The sequence below is a fragment of the Cryobacterium sp. M15 genome, assembly GCF_002929675.1.
In the GTDB taxonomy this organism is placed as follows: Bacteria; Actinomycetota; Actinomycetes; order Actinomycetales; family Microbacteriaceae; genus Cryobacterium; species Cryobacterium lyxosi.
The window spans coordinates 83,338-99,498 of the sequence record NZ_PJJW01000032.1 but is presented as its reverse complement, the minus strand read 5'-3'; the positions used below and the strand labels follow the sequence as shown (position 1 = coordinate 99,498).

Sequence of the window (16,161 nt, the reverse complement as noted above, 5' to 3'; positions counted from 1 at the left end):
TCTCAACCCATGTTTTCAACAATGTCTCGTGTATACCCGCTGGGGGCCGATCCTGACCAGGTGCTCACTATCCAAGTGGTTCCGCGAAGGAAGAAACTCTCGCCAAAGTCGCCCAAGGAGCTGGTCCCCGAGGAGGAGTAGCGCGTTCCTCCACCAAATTCCTCGCGCTCATATCCGGGCTCTTCCAACCGGCCTCGGACAATGGCAGCTTCATCGGGAGTTAGATCGGAGATCCGTGTGCTGAGACCATAGTGAAGGCTGTCGGTGAACCAATTACAGGTCAGATCCTCGGAGTGCATACCCAAAATCTCACTAAGGGTTTCGTCCGAAAGCCCCATCGTGCCGACATCGTCGAGAGTGAGCCCATAAGGCGGTGTATTGAGCACAAACCCCGACTGCTTCATCCGATCGAGCATTCCGACGCTGTAAATGTTGGTGCAGGCATCACTCAGTGCCATGACAGCGGTAGCCACAACCTTCGCGGCTTTCGCATCCGCCCAGCTTCCGGGGAGCATGTCAGCCAATTCTTGCCGGTACTCGTTTGTACATGTCTGCAGCGGTGCGACGCCATTCTGAACTGCCGCGGCCCAACCGGTGTATTGCCAAAGTTCCTTGGAAGTGTTAGCAAACTGGTCCTGCAGTGCGATGTTGCGGTACAGCCGATCGGAATCACTTGCCGTGTCCGAGCAACTGGCAGACCATTCTCCGATGGCCGAGGCAGCGCCGCGCCCCGAGATGGACCAGACGAGCGGACCGACGAGAGAATTGGCGAACTGATCGGAGGCGTAGAACGCGAGGTCAGCTACTTTCAACGCTTTGAACGCCGACGACACGCCCCGAGCGGCACGGTTCAGCTGAATCGTGGCAGTGCTACTGAATCCGCCTTTCGCGATGAGCTGTCGAGACAGTGTCTCAAACCTCTGCCCGAATTCGCTGTCCGGACGGAGAATCTCGTCAGCGCAGCCTCCGATAGCGTCGACCGCACCACGAGTCCAATCTGCGACCGTGCCTGGACGTCCCAGCAGCTTGCTTCCTCCGCACTCGAAAAGCACCTGGATGACGGCGTCGAGAGCCGGGTTCTTGGTTCCCCCGATACTCATGGCGTCAGCACTCAGCGCGATGACATCGGTGAGGGCTGACTGCCAGCCGACATTTGCGGAGCCCACAATCACCGTGGACCCGTTGGCGGACGGGCGCCCGATGCCGATAGCCTGAGTTGAGAGGGGCGGAAGCACCATGGTGTCGCCGTCATCAAGGACGGTGTGCGCCGCGTTGTAGACCGTTGCCGTGATGTCGAACTTGTCGTCCCCGTTCCATCGCCATTTGAAATCATCAGCTACGTCGTTGAGCTGCAGTACCTGGGCGAAGGTTCTGTTATTGCCGATGCGGACGGTCACGATGTCGTCGCGGTCCGGATCAAAACATACGCGGATGGCAGCGTTCGGACTGCCTTCATCGGGGTCAACAGTGTTGTCGACCCAATTGGCCAGATCTGCCCCAGTGCACGTCGGTTCGTCGATTCGCTTGTCAGTCATCTCACCGATCTTCTGGGCCCAGATCTGTGTCCAGCTCACGGTCGAGAATTCCTGCACCTCCACCGTTGCAGTGTCGTCTTCGACGGTAATAACTTCGTTGCTCGTCACCCACATGCCCAGTTCCTCGTTCCACCGCACAAGGCTGAGACCCTGCTGGCTTTCCCGAAGCATGGAGACATCCCACTCGATCGTCACCGTCTTCGAGAGGTCCGCGGTGTGGTCCACGCGCACGGGGATCCCGAACATCTCTGTCGCGAACTCGGACTTCGCCTGCCCGATCTCCTCGCCGATGCTCACCTTGAGGTCTGACCCGTCGGTGGTTACGGCTTTAGGGACAGTGACGTGGACTCCACCCTGTTCGACGCTGCCGCCGTCAGATGTGACCGCGGTTGCGTTGGTCGTGAACTGCGGCGCCGGATCGGCTATCGAACTAATTGGCTTCGCCGTCTGGTCTACTGCTGTAACGACCGAACCCGGTGCGCAGCCACTCACCAGAAGAATAAATACCAAGGCTCCGCTGACAGTGCGGGCACGGGCGATCACAGAGCGCATTTCAGCCTCGCTTCGGGTCAGCGACCGAGCTGTCGCTTTGTCAACCTAGGGCACGGCGACCTAAAGCGGAAGGGAACGAAAAATGTCCACCGATATGAGTCAGATTTTAGCCGTACCTGAGATCGGCTGGACCCCGGCACACGAACAACTTGCTCAAGTTTGCTCACTCATTTAACCCATCCCTATTTATGACCGCATCTTCGGATACCGCGGTCAGGTGGCTCAGAGAGCTGGTCTTCATCGCGGCATCAAGCGTGGGGCTGACTGCGCTCGTGTCACCGATGGCCAGTCCGGGCAGCAGGTCACCCCCGTCGCCAGCGAGGCTCGTCGCGGCCGTAGCAAACTTGGCTCGCAGTTCGTTGGCCCACTGCAACCACCACGGGGGCGCCGCAACACCATGCGCCGTTTCGGTAGCGAATAACAGGGCGACCGCGGCATCACCGGGCTCAGTCATGCGCAGCGTGCCGCGCACTTGGAGGATTGACCCGATTTCTGGTTCGGTTCCGCCCCTGGCTGCTTCGCCGAACACCACGACCGGGCTCGACACGTGCGCGGTCGTGCCGCGGCTGTCGATCTGGGTCAGGGTGGCCTTGTACCGTACCCGTCCCGAGGTTCCGCTGCCGATGAAGGCTTTGGCCGCAACCGGAACCGACCAGATAGTGAGTGTCGCGGTGACCGGCGCGTGTGACCCGGCGGCGTCGCGCACCTCGGGCGGCAGCCGAACCGGCGCCCACGCGGCGACGGCGGTGGCTACGAGCGCCGCGCCGGCGCAGCAGAGCAGCACGCTGGCGCACGCTGTCTGCCAGCGCCTGGATCTCGGCGCTGTCGGCCACTCGATGCGCCGCGCCAGTCGGCTGATCATCAGTACGCCGATACAGCCACCGGCTACCAGCCACAGCGTCACAGCGACCGCGCCGGCCACGGTGGGCGCGCCGATCAGCAGGCCGGCGGTCAGCCACACGGCCAGTGCCGGCAACGCAAGCCGCAGATCGAGGCTCATACCGTGATGAAGTCTTTGAGCGCCTCGAAGGTTTTATCGCCGATGCCGGCGACGTCGCGCAGCCCGTCGATGCTCGTAAACCGGCCGTTCTTCGTGCGATAGTCCAGGATGCGCTGGGCCATGGTCGGGCCGATCCGAGGCAGGGAGTCCAGGTCGGCTACGGTGGCCGTATTGAGGTCGACCTTGGGCGCTTTCGCGTTAGCTCCCCCAGTGCCGCCGACCCCAGTGCCGCCGACCCCAGTGCCGCCGACCGCCGCGGGGAGGTCCGGAGGCACTTCGCCCTGCCGGGGTACATAGAACTGCTCGCCATCACTGAGGAGGCGCGCCAGATTCACGCCCGCAGGATCGGCCTCCGCCGTCAAACCACCGGCAGCAGCAATCGCGTCCATAACCCGATCGCCGTCAGATAGTTGAAACAGCCCGGGCCGTGCGATAGCTCCGAGAACGTGCACAAAGATGGTGACATCGGCGACGGCCGCAATCGCCTGGCCGGGCGCGGCGCCCGCACCCGCCCCTGCGTCGAACGGTTCTAATGTCGCGCTGCTGCCCGAGGCGATCGACGCTTCGGACCCGACCGTGCGCTGCCCGGCCTGCTGGCCGACGGCGGACACGATGACGGCGACAACGAGGGCGAGCAGCAGCAACACGACGGCCGCTCCGACGCCGACCCGCAGTCGGGGACGACCCCGAGAAGCCGGAGCAAGGCGGTCGAGATCGAGCGGGGAACGATCGGGCTGCATGCTCGCACGCTAGGCCGGGCACAGCATCCGCCAGCCGCACACTACCCTATCTGTGGATGCCTCCAGCAGGAGCAGTCCTGTGGAGAAGACCCCGGCCGATCGCGCGCGATCGACCGGGACTGCTCATTCGTGCAGCGCTACGGGCGTGTGACGAACGAGACGAGCTTGGGCACGCGCACGATCACCTTGATGATCTCGCGATCACCGATCGAACGGATGACCGCAGCAGCGTCCCGCGCCATTTTCTCGAGGTCTTCGCTGGAGATTTTCGGCGAAACTTCGAGCAGGGTACGCATCTTTCCGTCGACCTGCACGACCGCCGTCACGGACTCCTGCACGAGCAGGGTCTGCTCGGCCTTGCGCCATGGCACGAGAGCGATGCACGGCTCGTAGCCGAGGTGCTGCCACATGTCTTCAGCCGCGTAGGGGGCGAAGAGGTTCAGCGCCATGGCGGTGGCCTCGGCGGCTTCACGCACTGCGGCATCCCCTGAGCCGGCACCGGTGTCGATGACCTTGCGGGTGGCGTTGACGAGCTCCATCAAACGTGCCACGACGACATTGAACTTGAACGACTCCACCAGGCCGGGCGCATCCGCGAGGAAGCGGTGGGTGACGCGGCGCAGGGTGACGTCACCGGTCTTCCACTCCACGTCGGGCGCGCTGGTTACGTCGCGTGCGACGCGCCAGGCGCGGGCGAGAAACTTGGCCGAGCCGACCGGAGACACGTCAGCCCAGTCGATGTCGTCTTCGGGCGGGCCGGCGAAGGCCATTGTGAGGCGTACGGCATCGACACCGTGGCGTTCGACTTCCTCGGTGAAGTAGACGAGGTTGCCGCGGCTTTTGCTCATCTTGGCACCGTCGAGAATGACCATGCCCTGATTGAGCAGCGCGGTGAAGGGCTCGGTGAAGCTCACGTAGCCTTCGTCGAACAGGAACTTCGTGATGAAGCGCGCATAGAGCAGGTGCAGGATGGCGTGCTCGACACCGCCGACGTACTGGTCGACGGGTGCCCATTTCTCGGCCTCCTTCGGGTCGAAGGCTTTGGTGTCATCACTCGGGTTCAAAAACCGCAGAAAGTACCAGGAGCTGTCGACGAAGGTGTCCAGGGTGTCGGCGTCGCGTGTCGCCGGGGTGCCGTCGATCGGGTTCGGCACATTGACCCAGTCGGTCGCTCCGCCCAGGGGCGAAGTTCCCCTCGGCTTCAGATCGAGCCCCTCTGCCGGCGGCAGCAATACCGGCAGCTGATCTTCAGGCACCGGAATCTCGGCGCCGTCGGCGCCGTGGATGATGGGGATTGGAGCGCCCCAGTAACGCTGGCGTGAGACGAGCCAGTCGCGCAGGCGATAGTTCTTCGCGGAGCGGCCGAGCCCGTCGTTGGTCAGTTGCTCGATGATGCGCTTGATGGCGGTGATCTTGCTCAGGCCGTTGAGGGGGCCCGAATTGATCAGGCGGCCCTCGCCTGCCAGCGCGATGCCGGTGCTGAGCGGGTCGAGCTCTGGCAGCTCTTCGGTGCCGTCGAGCATGCCCTGGGTGATCACCGGGATCATGCCGGTGGCCGGAGAGTTGGTGTCGACGACGACCCGCACGGGTAGGTTGAAGGCGCGGGCGAAGTCGAGGTCGCGCTGGTCGTGGGCCGGCACGGCCATGATCGCGCCGGTGCCGTAGTCGGCGAGCACATAGTCGGCAGCCCAGACGGGCAGACGTTCGCCGTTGACAGGGTTGATCGCGTAGCGACCGAGGAACACGCCGGTTTTGGGACGATCGGTGGCCTGACGCTCGATCTCCGTGCTGCGCTGCACCTGTAGGAGGTATTCCTGGAACGCCTCCTGCACGTCAAGCGTGGCCTCGGCGACGAGTTCGGCGGCGAGGTCAGAATCTGGCGCCACGACCATGAAGGTGGCGCCGAAAAGCGTGTCGGGGCGGGTCGTGAACACGGTGACGCGCTCCGTGCGGCCCTCAATAGCGAAGTCGACATCCGCTCCGATGGAGCGTCCGATCCAGTTGCGCTGCATGTTGAGCACCTTGGCCGGCCAGGTGCCCTCGAGCTGGTTCAAATCATCCAGCAGGCGGTCGGCGTAGTCAGTGATCCTGAAGTACCACTGGGTGAGCTTCTTCTTCACGACGACGGCGCCGCTGCGGTCGCTCGTGCCGTCGGCCAGTACCTGTTCGTTGGCAAGCACGGTCTGGTCGATCGGGTCCCAGTTGACCCAGCTGTCCTTACGGTAGGCGAGCCCCTTCTTGTGCAGCTGCAGGAACAGCCACTGGGTCCACTTGTAATATTCGGGGTCGCTCGTGTGCAGTTCGCGGTCCCAGTCAAAGCTGGTCGCGTAGAGCTTCATGCTCTTCTTCTGCTGGGCGATGTTGTCGTAGGTCCAGCCGCGCGGGTCGATGCCGCGTTTGATGGCGGCGTTCTCGGCCGGCAGTCCGAAGGAGTCCCAGCCGATTGGGTGCAGCACGTTGAAACCCTGGTGGCGCCAGTAGCGGGCGACGACATCGCCGAGCGCATACACCTCGGCGTGACCCATGTGCAGGTCGCCTGAGGGGTAGGGGAACATATCGAGCACGTACTTGCGCGGGCGGGTATCGCCCTCGGCGCTCGTCTTGAACGGGTCGAGTTCCTCCCAGATGGGTTGCCACTTCGCCTGGATCGCCGCGAAGTCGTACACTTCTTCGTCGCTCTCGTCGCGCGCGTCAATGCGTACGCTGTCATGCTCGTGTGCCACGTGACTCTCATTCATTGCAGGGGTTGTACATGATCGATGCGGGAGCATTCGCTCGGGCGCACGCGCGATGAAGCGCACGTGTGCAGGGTCTAGATTACTAGGGCGCGGCGATGCCGAGGCTCGCCAGCAGTGCGGCCGCCTTGATCCGGGTCTCTTCGATCTCTTCGGCGGCGATCGAGAGGGCGGTGATTCCACCACCCGTTCCGATACTGGCTCCCTCGAAATCGAGCACGATGCTGCGGATGACGATGGCCAGGTCGGCCACGCCGCCGTGCCCGATATAGCCGAATGCCCCGGAATAGACACCCCGTGGCCCCCGCTCGAGCGCGTCGAGAATGGTCATCGCGCTCTGCTTCGGGGCACCCGTCATGGAACCGGCCGGAAAACACGACTCGATGGCGTCGACCACCGTAATACCCGGTGACAGAAGCGCCTCAATGGTGCTGACCAGCTGGTGCACGTGCGGGTAGCTCTCCACCGCCAGCAGGCTGGAGACTGCTACGGTGCCGAGCTCGGCGATTCGTCCGAGGTCGTTGCGCATGAGATCGACGATCATCAGGTTTTCGGCGCGTTCTTTGTCGCTGCGGGCAAGTTCCACTTTCAGCCGTTCATCTTCGGCCGCCTCGGTCGAGCGTGGCCGGGTGCCCTTGATCGGTTTGGTCCGGATGCGTCGATCCCGGCTCACGTGCAGAAACTGCTCTGGGCTCGCGCTCAGCAGCGCCACGTCACCAAAGCGCAGCAAACCGCCGTGGTGGCTGGGGCTGCCAGCTCGCAGCCGGCCGTAGGTTTCGACCGGGTGCCACTCGCCCGGCACCCGAATCTCATTGGTCAGGCACAGTTGGTACGCGTCGCCGTTGCCGATGAAAGCCAGGCAGGTCTCGATCAGGGCGTCATAGTCGGTGGGGCTGTGACGCCACTTTGGGGCAGCGGATGCCCGCGGCGAGGGAGCGCGGGTCGGCGCGGGTGTGACACGGTTCACCGTCTGGGTCGCCGGTAGCGCCGCGATGACCTGGTCGAACCAGTCGGCGACGGACGCTCCTGTCTCGCCGGCACTCGCTCGTGCCACGAGCGTCACCGTACGATCATCGTGGTCGAACCGGATCATGCGGTCTATTTCGAGCAGTGCGGCATCGGGGTACCGCGACTCGTGCGTGGGCGTCCCAACGGTGTTCGCGCCCAGTTCGTAGCCGAGCCAGCCGACCCAACCAAGCTCAAACCCATCCTGACGCGAGGCAGTGCCTGCAGGGGGGGTATCGCCGGTGAGGTCGCGACGCAGAAACTCGAAGACGGTCTCGTGTGTGCTCACCGGAGGCCGGGAATCCTGCGGATGAACGTATGTGCTGGTGACCGTTCCCTCTATCACCGAGGCCGTGACGAAACGGGACCGGGGCGACGCGGCCCCGAGGTAGCTGACGCCGGTGCGCGCGCCCGGTCCGGCATCGAGCCAGAAAGAATACCGGTCGGAGGCATAAAGCGCCGTAAAAACCGCGGCAGGGTCGAACCAACCGGCCAGGAGCTTGCTCTGCACGGTGCCGGTCACCACAACAGCCTAGCTTTTCGACGCGGTGTGGGCCGGGACGACCTTGTTGAATCGCGCGCGGCACGTAGGCTGGGCACAATGAATGACATCCTCACGTGGATTCTCGACACCGTCTCCGGCGTCGACCCGGTCATTCGAACGCTTCTGGCCGGTGTAGGCATGCTGTTGGAGACCTCGGTGCTGGTGGGGCTGGTCGCACCCGGCGACACTATTGTGATCGTTGCCAGCACTGCGGTAGCCAGCCCGGTGGAATTCGTCACCCTGGTTCTGGCCGTGATCGTGGGAGCCCTGGCCGGAGAGAGCATCGGTTTTGCCCTCGGGCACCACTTCGGCCCATTCATCAGGAGCAGCAGGCTGGGCCGGCGCATCGGCGAGCACAACTGGGCTCGCGCTGAGACCTACCTCGACCGGCGCGGAGGGTTGGCCGTTTTCATTTCCCGCTTTCTGCCGGTATTGCACTCGCTGATCCCGCTCACCGTAGGAATGAGCCGTATGCGGTACGGCACCTTCATGGCCTGGACCGTACCCGCCTGCATCATCTGGTCCCTCGCCTACGTGAGCGTCGGATCGGCTGCGGCGGACGGCTACCGCGAGCTGAGTGGGCGCCTGCACTTCGCCGGCTACCTCTTCGTCGGCGTGATCGCCCTGTTCACGCTCGCGGTCTTCCTCATCAAGAAGTGGCTGCACCGCCGCGAACTGCGCCACATGGACTGATTACGGTCTGCCCTCCGGCACGGGCCGGCAGCGTTACCCTCGCGGTCACGAGCTCGTCGGGCACCGGGGTATGCGAGATGAGCAGCACTGCGCGGTGCGCATCAGCCGCGGCCGTCAGGATGTCGCGCACGAGGGCATCCGCCCCCGCACTGTCGACATTGGCGGTGGGCTCGTCGACGATCAGCACCGGAAAATCGGCGAGCAGGGCCCGCGCCAGGGCGATGCGCTGCGCCTGACCGCCGGAGACCAGCGCACCGCGCTCGCCCACCCGGGCGTCAAGGCCGCCGCGTGCGCGGGACCACTCGGCTAGTCCGACGCGCGCCAGCACGGCCTCGAGCTCGGCATCGGTGGCGGTATCCCGGGCGAACAGCAAATTCTGGCGGATGCTGTCGTCAAATAACCACGGGCGCTGCTCGCACAGTCCGACCACGCGTCTCACCTCGGACTGGGCGAGCAGCCGCGCCTCAACCCCGTTCAATCGATACGAACCGGTGTAGTCGAGAAAGCGCACGAGGGTTTGGGCGAGGGTGGTCTTGCCGGCGCCGCTCGGCCCGGCCAGGTGCACGCGATCGCCCGGCGCCAACCGTAGGGTGATGCCGGCCACGCCGGGTTCGTGCTGCCCTGGCCAGCGCGCACCGAGGTCGGTCAGTTCCAGAACGACCGGGCCCCTGGCCCGATCGGGGGCAAAAAGCGTCAACGGGTCGACCACCTCGACGGGAATCTCCCCCGGTACCGCCGCCGGAACGATGTCAGCGACCCGGGTGGCACTCACCCGCACCTGCCGCCAGGCCGAGCCTGCGAGGGGAATCATGCCGAATACCTCGAACACGGCCATCGGTACAAGCACGGCCACGATGACGGTCGGGCCGAGCAGCACGGGGCTGAGCAGGCCACCACCGCTGTCGAGGGCGGGGACACCAAAGTAGAGCGCCCCGAGCGTTGCCGCACCGGCAAACAGCGCTACAACCGCCGACTGAACGCCGATCCCGACCGATCGGCGCAGGGTGGCCTGTCGGAGGCGCGCGTCGGTACGCTCAAGCTGTGCGAGGCGCGGGTTGAGAGCGTCGAAGGCGGTGAGGACGTCGAGGTTTTCGACGATCTCAAGCACCTCGTCGGCGAGGGCCCCGCGCAGGGGCGCGAGTTCACGATCGGCACGTGCGGAAAGTGTGCCGGAGAAGAGGGTTCCGAGTATTCCGGCCAGCAGCAGGCAGACCAGCAGCGTGAGTCCGGCAGCCGGAACGATCAGCCAGATACCGACCACACTGAGCAGGGCGGTTATTCCCGCCACCAGTAGCGGTTGCACGACCCGTAACGGCAGGTCCTGAAGATCGTCGACATCCCGCACGAGGCGGGTGAGCAGATCACCACGCCCGGAGCTGGCGAGCCCGGCCGGGGCGATGGGCACGATGCGTCGAAACATGCCGAGGCGCAGCTCGGCGAGCTGCCGGAAGGCGGCATCGTGGCTGGACACCCGTTCCAGATAGCGAAACACGGAGCGAAAAATGGCGAAGGTGCGAACCCCGACGACGGCCAAACCCAGAACCGCGAGGGACGGCATTTCGGCCGCGACGGTGATCAGCCAGGCCGAGCAGGCCAAAAGCGCCACCGCCATGACGGCGCTGCCGATGCCGGCCAGCAGACCGGGAACGAACCAGCGTGGGCGAGGCTGGGCGAGGCGCAACACGTCGCGGGTATGCGGGTGGAGCGTGGCCTCAGACATGAGTCAGCTCCTGCAGTTCGATCACGTTGTCGGCGGCGGCAGCAACAGCCGCGCGGTGGCTGACGACGATCACCACGCGCCCCTGATCGGCCAGGTGTCTGAGCCCGACGAGCAGACCGGCCTCGGCGTCGGAGTCGAGCGCCGAACTCGGTTCGTCCAGGATCAGCACGTGGCAATCGGTCGCGAGGGCCCGGTAGATGGCTCGCGCTGCGGCGACACGTTGGGCCTGACCGCCCGAGAGACCCTCACCGTTGACCCCGAGGACCGTAGCCGGTGACACCTCCGCGGCGCCGGCCCAGCATAGTGACTGCACGACCAGGCTCTGGTCGGGGCCGGTGGATTCAACGGATGCTGCGCCGAGCGCCACATTGTCGGCCACTGTCCCACGGAACAGGCCCGGGCGTTGGCCGGCCCAGGCCAGCCAGCCGCGCGTCGAGCCGGCCGAAACTGTCACACCATCGAGGGTGAGGTTACCGGTAAAAGGGACAAAACCGAGCAGGGCTGCGACGAGGGTCGACTTGCCGACTCCGCTCACTCCGCGCAGCACGCTGAGTTGTCCGGGGGCAAATTCCGCGTGCAGGTGGTCGATCACGAGGGTGTCGCCACGCCGAACGGAGACTCCGTTGAGCACCAGGGTGCCCGAACCGAGTTGCACCGTGTGGGCGACGGCATCCGCTTGCGAGATTTCCGGCGTCGTCTCGTCGTCGAGAATGGCGAACAATTCTTCGGCGGCGGCGAGCCCGTCGGATGCGGCATGGAATTGCGCTCCGACCTGGCGCACCGGCAGAAAAACCTCTGGGGCGAGCAGCAGAACGAACAGGCCGACGCCGAGCAGCAGGGCACCGTCGATGAGCCGTAGGCCGATCGACACGGCGATGATCGCGACTGAGAGGCTAGCGGCGAGTTCGAGTACGAAACCGCTGAGGAACGAGACGCGCAGCACCTTCATGGTGCGGGTGCGGTATTCCTCGGTGATCGACCTGATTCGATCGAACTGGCGTCGTTCGCGGCCGTAAATCTTCAGGGTTCCCAGGCCCCCGACCACGTCGAGAAACCCGGTCGACAACCGCTGCAGGGCCTGCCACTGCTCCTGCTGCACCGACTGGGTGACCCGGCCGATGAGAATCATGAAAATAGGAATCAGCGGAATCACGACAATGACGATGAGCCCGCTGATGAGGTCTTGCGAGAGGATGACAATGATCAGGATGGGGGTGGCGATCATGGTGAGCAACAATTGGGGCAGGTACCGGGCGAAATAGTTGTCGAGCGCGTCCAGTCCGGTCGTCACGACCGTCGAGAGTCGTGCGCTCTGCCGGGATGCGACCCAGTCGGGGCCGCGCTCGGCGAGCTGGGCAATGACTTTGGCGCGCAGCTGGCTCTTGACCATAGCGGCGCCACGGTTGGCCGCAACTTCGAGCAGCCAGATGAGCGCCGAGCGCAGCACGACGACTCCGGCGAGGGCGGCGAGGGTCGGCGCGATAGTACGAAGGGGCTCCCCCGCGACGGTGAACGTGATCGCTCGGGTCAGCAGCCACGCGAACGCGATGACGACGAGCGTTTGCGCCAGGCCCAGCAGCGCGCCGACCAGAAGAAACCGACGCGCGGCGTGGGCGTAGCGAAGAAGACGAGGATCCAGGGGACGCACTGTTTTAGTGTACGGCGAGGTCGATGTGCGCCCGGCCGATGCGCTTACGGAACACCCAGTAGGTCCAGCCCTGATAGAGCAGAATGACGGGCATACCAATCAGGGCGGTCCAGCTGATCACACCGAGCGTGTACGTCGACGAGGAGGCGTTTGCGATCGTCAGGCTATTGGCCGGGTTGTTGCTGGCCGGCATGACCTCGGGAAACAACGACGAGAACAGGGTCAGCACGAGAAGACCGATCGTGCCGGCCATCAGGGCGAACGCGAGCCGTTCGGCGCCGCGCAGGTTGGCCAGGAACGATGCGATCAGCAGGGCAGCGGCCGGGGCGGCCAGCAGAGCGGATGCCACGGTGCCGTAGGCGAGCGTCGTCCAGGCTAGGAAAGTGGCCGCGGCGAGGATCGTCACGATTCCAGCTTTCGTCGCCAGCTTGCGGGCCCGCAGTCGAATGTCTCCCTCGGTTTTGAGCGACACGAACACCACCCCGTGCACGAAGAACAAGAGCAGCGTCGTGATGCCGCCGAGCAGGGCATATGGGTTGAGCAGGTCGAAGAGGGTACCGATGTAGTCGTGGTTGGCATTGAGCTTCACGCCGCGCACGATGTTGGCAAACGCCACACCCCAGAGAAACGCCGGAACGGCCGAACCGACGATGATCAGGCCGTCGAACCATTTCTTCCACGATGATTCCGGGCGCTGGTGCCGATATTCGAATGACACACCACGCAGGATCAGGGCCACCAGAATGAGCAGCAGGGGCAGGTAGAAGCCGCTGAACATTGTTGCGTACCACTCCGGGAACGCCGCGAAGAGCGACGCCCCGGCCACAATGACCCAGGTTTCGTTGAGGTCCCAGACTGGACCGATGGTGTTGATGAGAACGCGGCGATCGGTGTCGTCTTTACCGAGAAAGGGCAGGGACATACCGACCCCGAAGTCAAAGCCATCGAGTACGAAGTACCCGATGAACATGAAAGCGATGATCCAAAACCAAAGAATTGTAAGATCCATTGTGTATTTTCCGTAACCCCGTTCTAGTAGACCGTGACAGCGTGCTGGTGCGCGCCGGATTCGGCGTCTTGAACCGGCGCATCGTCCGGGCCCTTCTGGACGGCCTTCAGGATGAGCTTGAACTCGACCACGGCGAGGATTCCGTAGAGCAGGGTGAAGATGATCAACGAGATCAAAATCTCCACACCGGTCACGCCGGGCGAGATACCGTCCGCGGTGCGCATGAGTCCGAACACGAGCCAGGGCTGACGACCCATCTCCGTGAAGACCCAACCGACGCTCATCGCCAGCAGCGACATTGGAAAGCTCAAGATAGCGACCTTCCACACCCAGGTGCGCTTCGGGCTGCGCCCCCCACGGGTCAGCCACAGGCCGACGACGGCGACGAGCATGTGCGCCAGGCCGAGTCCGATCATCCAGCGGAATGCCCAATAAGTGATCCAGATCATCGGGGTGTAGTCGCCAGGACCGTAGAGGGTGACGTACTGGGCCTGCAAGTTGTTGATGCCCTCGACTGTGCCGTCAAAAGTATGCGTCGACAGGAAGGAGAGCAGGTACGGAATACGCACGGAGAAGAGCTCTTGTACGCCGTCCGGAGTGCCCAGCGTGAACACTGAGAAGCTTGCGTTGGCACCGGTCGCGGTGTGATAAAGTGCCTCGGCCGCCGCCATCTTCATCGGCTGGGCCTCGACCATGGCCAGACCGAGCTGGTCACCGGCGAGCGTGGTGAGCACTCCGGCGATGACCATCATCCAGAGACCGAACTTGAGTGCTGGACGCATCGTGTCGAGGTGCTGGTTGCGATAGAGGTGCCAGGCGGCTACCGAGATGATGAGTCCGGCAGACACCATGAAGCAGGCGAAAATCGTGTGCGGGAACGCGGCGATGGCAATGGGGTTCGTGAGCAGTTCCCAGATGCTCGTGAGTTCGGCGCGCCCCTTCTCCTCGTTGATCGTGTACGCGATCGGGTTTTGCATGAACGCGTTCGCGGCAAGAATGAAATAGGCCGAGGCGATCGAGCCGACCACGGTCATCCAGATCGTGCCCAGGTGAATCTTTTTGGGCAGTTTGTCCCAGCCGAAGATCCACAATCCGATGAACGTCGCCTCGAGAAAGAACGCGACGATGCCCTCGAAGGCGAGCGGAGCACCGAAGACGTCACCGACGAAACGCGAGTAGTCCGACCAGTTCATACCGAACTGGAATTCCTGAACGATTCCGGTCACCACGCCCATGGCGACGTTGATCAGAAAGATCTTGCCGAAGAAGTGCGTGAGCTGCAGGTACTTAGCTTTATCCGTGCGCACCCACGCGGACTGGAAGATCGCGACCGTGAGCGCCATACCGATCGTGAGTGGTACGAAAATGAAGTGATACATGGTCGTGAGACCGAACTGCCACCGTGAGAGGAGTAAAGGGTCCAACCACTCGTTCATATGCCCTCCAGCATTATTGTTACCCGCGCACTTTTCTACGCTGTGTAGAAGATTACCCTTCTACGCTGTGTAGAAACCTGAGTACGACAGTGATTTTCTACGACACGTAGAAATTACAGTTCGACAGCGTAAGATGCCATGTATGGCAAATTTGGGCGTGCTTGAGCGGCTTCTGATGGATGTCCTGTGGGACTCCCCCACACCGTTGACCGCCAACGATCTCAAGGACTCTTTGATGAGCCCGGGTCTTGCGACCGGGCCCACGAAGCCACTGGCGACCACAACCGTTCTGACGGTGTTGTCTCGACTTGAGACAAAGGGGTTCGTCACCCGCGACCGCAGCGTGCGCCCACACGCTTACACCGCTGTTATGACCCGTGCGACCCACACGGCCGGGCTCATGCATGAGGTGCTCGGGCAGGTGCCTGACCGCCAAGCGGCCCTCGTGCGGTTCATTGGAGGCGTCACCCCTCAGGAGGCAGACACACTGCGCCAGCTCCTCGGCGTTGCGACGACCGACAACGTCTAACTCCGCCAGACCTTAACTGCGATACCCGTGATCATTAGCGCCGCCCTGCTTGGCGTCATTGCCGTGACTCTCGCTTGGCCTTTTCCGTTGGTGCTGGCCCGCTCGGATTGGCCCGCGCGCTCCCCGGGCGTCGCCCTCGTGCTCTGGCAGGCCATCGCCCTGTCCGGTGGCATGTCGATGATCGGCTCACTGCTGCTCTACGGTCTTGTTCCGTTCGGTAACGCTCTGCCACAGAGCGTCATCGCCCTCGGCTACAGCCTACGGTCCGGCACTCTTCCGGCCGATACGCGTTTCACCCACGTGCTCGCGCTCGGGGCAGCTATTTTGCTCAGCACTCACCTGCTGTTGAATCTGTTCGCCACGTTCGTGCGCGCCGAGCGACAGCGACGCCGCCACTACACTCTCATCGCTCTGCTCAGCGATCCTCTGAACGGCCAACCGGGAATGCGCGTCATCGACCATCCTGCCCCGGTCGCCTATTGCCTTCCCGGTGCTGGTCATTCCGCGACGGTGCTATCTAAAGGATTGCTCCGCTTGCTCGACGCCGACCAGGTGCGTGCGGTGATCGCCCACGAACGAGCCCATCTGGTTCAGCAGCATCACCTGGTGTTACTGGCCTTCAAGAGTTGGCACAGCGCCCTACCCTGGTTTCCCATCGCCAATCGCGCCGAAAATGCCGTGGCGCTCTTGGTTGAAATGATCGCGGACGATCGCGCACGCCGCGACGTGGACGACCGAACACTTGCTACCGCTATCGCGCTCGTGGGGCTGGGGCAACAACCGGAGGTCCTCGCCACGACGTCGGATGGCGAGTCGGACGAGCCGTGGATCTCGTCGCCGGAGCGCGCGCTCGTCGCTCCGCGGGTGTACCGGCTCATAAACCAGGCTCTTCCCCTGTCCCGCCTCGCCACCATGGCCGTCTTCGTGACCGCGATCGCGCTCGCCCTCGCTCCAGCCATCGTGCTGTTGCGGGCATAGACGCACAAAACCCTCACACCGCCCAAGACGGGGTCGT

General features: G+C 63.8%; 12 protein-coding genes. 3 read left to right on the top strand and 9 right to left on the bottom strand.

Annotation, left to right across the window (positions count from 1 at the left end):
- Positions 1 to 2 precede the first annotated feature (2 nt).
- From CXY83_RS04695 to CXY83_RS04675, 5 genes are all read right to left on the bottom strand, one after another.
- The gene (locus CXY83_RS04695) at positions 3 to 2,087 is read right to left on the bottom strand and encodes a hypothetical protein (protein WP_104196228.1); all 2,085 of its coding nucleotides are present in this window, start codon (positions 2,085 to 2,087) and stop codon (positions 3 to 5) included.
- 163 nt (positions 2,088 to 2,250) lie between these two features.
- Complete coding sequence (locus tag CXY83_RS04690; RefSeq protein WP_104196227.1) at positions 2,251 to 3,087, bottom strand: hypothetical protein; 837 nt, start codon at positions 3,085 to 3,087, stop codon at positions 2,251 to 2,253.
- Complete coding sequence (locus CXY83_RS04685; RefSeq protein WP_104196226.1) at positions 3,084 to 3,827, bottom strand: helix-hairpin-helix domain-containing protein; 744 nt, start codon at positions 3,825 to 3,827, stop codon at positions 3,084 to 3,086. Before CXY83_RS04685 ends, CXY83_RS04690 begins: the two co-directional genes overlap by 4 nt.
- Before the next feature lie 137 nt (positions 3,828 to 3,964).
- Complete coding sequence (gene leuS / locus CXY83_RS04680) at positions 3,965 to 6,565, bottom strand: leucine--tRNA ligase (RefSeq protein ID WP_104196225.1); 2,601 nt, start codon at positions 6,563 to 6,565, stop codon at positions 3,965 to 3,967.
- A gap of 82 nt (positions 6,566 to 6,647) precedes the next feature.
- On the bottom strand, positions 6,648 to 8,090 hold the full coding sequence (locus tag CXY83_RS04675; RefSeq protein WP_104196282.1) for an anthranilate synthase component I family protein: 1,443 nt from the start codon (positions 8,088 to 8,090) through the stop codon (positions 6,648 to 6,650).
- A gap of 78 nt (positions 8,091 to 8,168) precedes the next feature.
- On the opposite strand from CXY83_RS04675, the gene CXY83_RS04670 reads away from it, so the two are divergent.
- Positions 8,169 to 8,804: a DedA family protein gene (locus CXY83_RS04670; protein WP_104196224.1), complete on the top strand. Its 636-nt coding sequence runs from the start codon at positions 8,169 to 8,171 to the stop codon at positions 8,802 to 8,804.
- Here the strand turns inward: CXY83_RS04670 and cydC are convergent.
- The 4 genes from cydC to CXY83_RS04650 are packed head-to-tail and all read right to left on the bottom strand — an operon-like array spanning position 8,761 to position 14,617.
- The gene (gene cydC, locus CXY83_RS04665; RefSeq protein WP_104196223.1) at positions 8,761 to 10,524 is read right to left on the bottom strand and encodes a thiol reductant ABC exporter subunit CydC; all 1,764 of its coding nucleotides are present in this window, start codon (positions 10,522 to 10,524) and stop codon (positions 8,761 to 8,763) included. The two genes, CXY83_RS04670 and cydC, sit on opposite strands and share 44 nt — an antisense overlap.
- Entirely contained in the window at positions 10,517 to 12,172 is a 1,656-nt protein-coding gene (gene cydD, locus CXY83_RS04660; protein WP_104196222.1) for a thiol reductant ABC exporter subunit CydD, read from the bottom strand. The genes cydC and cydD overlap by 8 nt, the downstream gene beginning before the upstream one ends.
- 4 nt (positions 12,173 to 12,176) lie before the next feature.
- Complete coding sequence (cydB, locus tag CXY83_RS04655; RefSeq protein ID WP_104196221.1) at positions 12,177 to 13,181, bottom strand: cytochrome d ubiquinol oxidase subunit II; 1,005 nt, start codon at positions 13,179 to 13,181, stop codon at positions 12,177 to 12,179.
- A gap of 23 nt (positions 13,182 to 13,204) precedes the next feature.
- The gene (locus tag CXY83_RS04650; RefSeq protein ID WP_104196220.1) at positions 13,205 to 14,617 is read right to left on the bottom strand and encodes a cytochrome ubiquinol oxidase subunit I; all 1,413 of its coding nucleotides are present in this window, start codon (positions 14,615 to 14,617) and stop codon (positions 13,205 to 13,207) included.
- A gap of 142 nt (positions 14,618 to 14,759) precedes the next feature.
- Here CXY83_RS04650 and CXY83_RS04645 point away from each other — a divergent pair, with 142 nt between their 5' ends.
- Positions 14,760 to 15,146 (top strand): BlaI/MecI/CopY family transcriptional regulator, encoded by a 387-nt coding sequence (locus CXY83_RS04645; RefSeq protein ID WP_104196219.1) that lies wholly within the window; start codon positions 14,760 to 14,762, stop codon positions 15,144 to 15,146.
- A 27-nt stretch (positions 15,147 to 15,173) separates the two neighbouring features.
- On the top strand, positions 15,174 to 16,124 hold the full coding sequence (locus CXY83_RS04640) for a M56 family metallopeptidase (protein WP_233200586.1): 951 nt from the start codon (positions 15,174 to 15,176) through the stop codon (positions 16,122 to 16,124).
- The last annotated feature ends 37 nt before the right edge of the window (positions 16,125 to 16,161 follow it).

Bases quoted from the DNA above. Each gene is read 5' to 3' on its own strand.
- CXY83_RS04695 (WP_104196228.1), bottom strand. From the start codon at position 2,087: ATGCGCTCTGTGATCGCCCGTGCCCGCACTGTCAGCGGAGCCTTGGTA.
- CXY83_RS04650 (WP_104196220.1), bottom strand. From the start codon at position 14,617: ATGAACGAGTGGTTGGACCCTTTACTCCTCTCACGGTGGCAGTTCGGT.
- CXY83_RS04685 (WP_104196226.1), bottom strand. From the start codon at position 3,827: ATGCAGCCCGATCGTTCCCCGCTCGATCTCGACCGCCTTGCTCCGGCT.
- cydB (WP_104196221.1), bottom strand. From the start codon at position 13,181: ATGGATCTTACAATTCTTTGGTTTTGGATCATCGCTTTCATGTTCATC.
- CXY83_RS04690 (WP_104196227.1), bottom strand. From the start codon at position 3,087: ATGAGCCTCGATCTGCGGCTTGCGTTGCCGGCACTGGCCGTGTGGCTG.
- leuS (WP_104196225.1), bottom strand. From the start codon at position 6,565: ATGAATGAGAGTCACGTGGCACACGAGCATGACAGCGTACGCATTGAC.
- CXY83_RS04645 (WP_104196219.1), top strand. From the start codon at position 14,760: ATGGCAAATTTGGGCGTGCTTGAGCGGCTTCTGATGGATGTCCTGTGG.
- cydC (WP_104196223.1), bottom strand. From the start codon at position 10,524: ATGTCTGAGGCCACGCTCCACCCGCATACCCGCGACGTGTTGCGCCTC.
- CXY83_RS04670 (WP_104196224.1), top strand. From the start codon at position 8,169: ATGAATGACATCCTCACGTGGATTCTCGACACCGTCTCCGGCGTCGAC.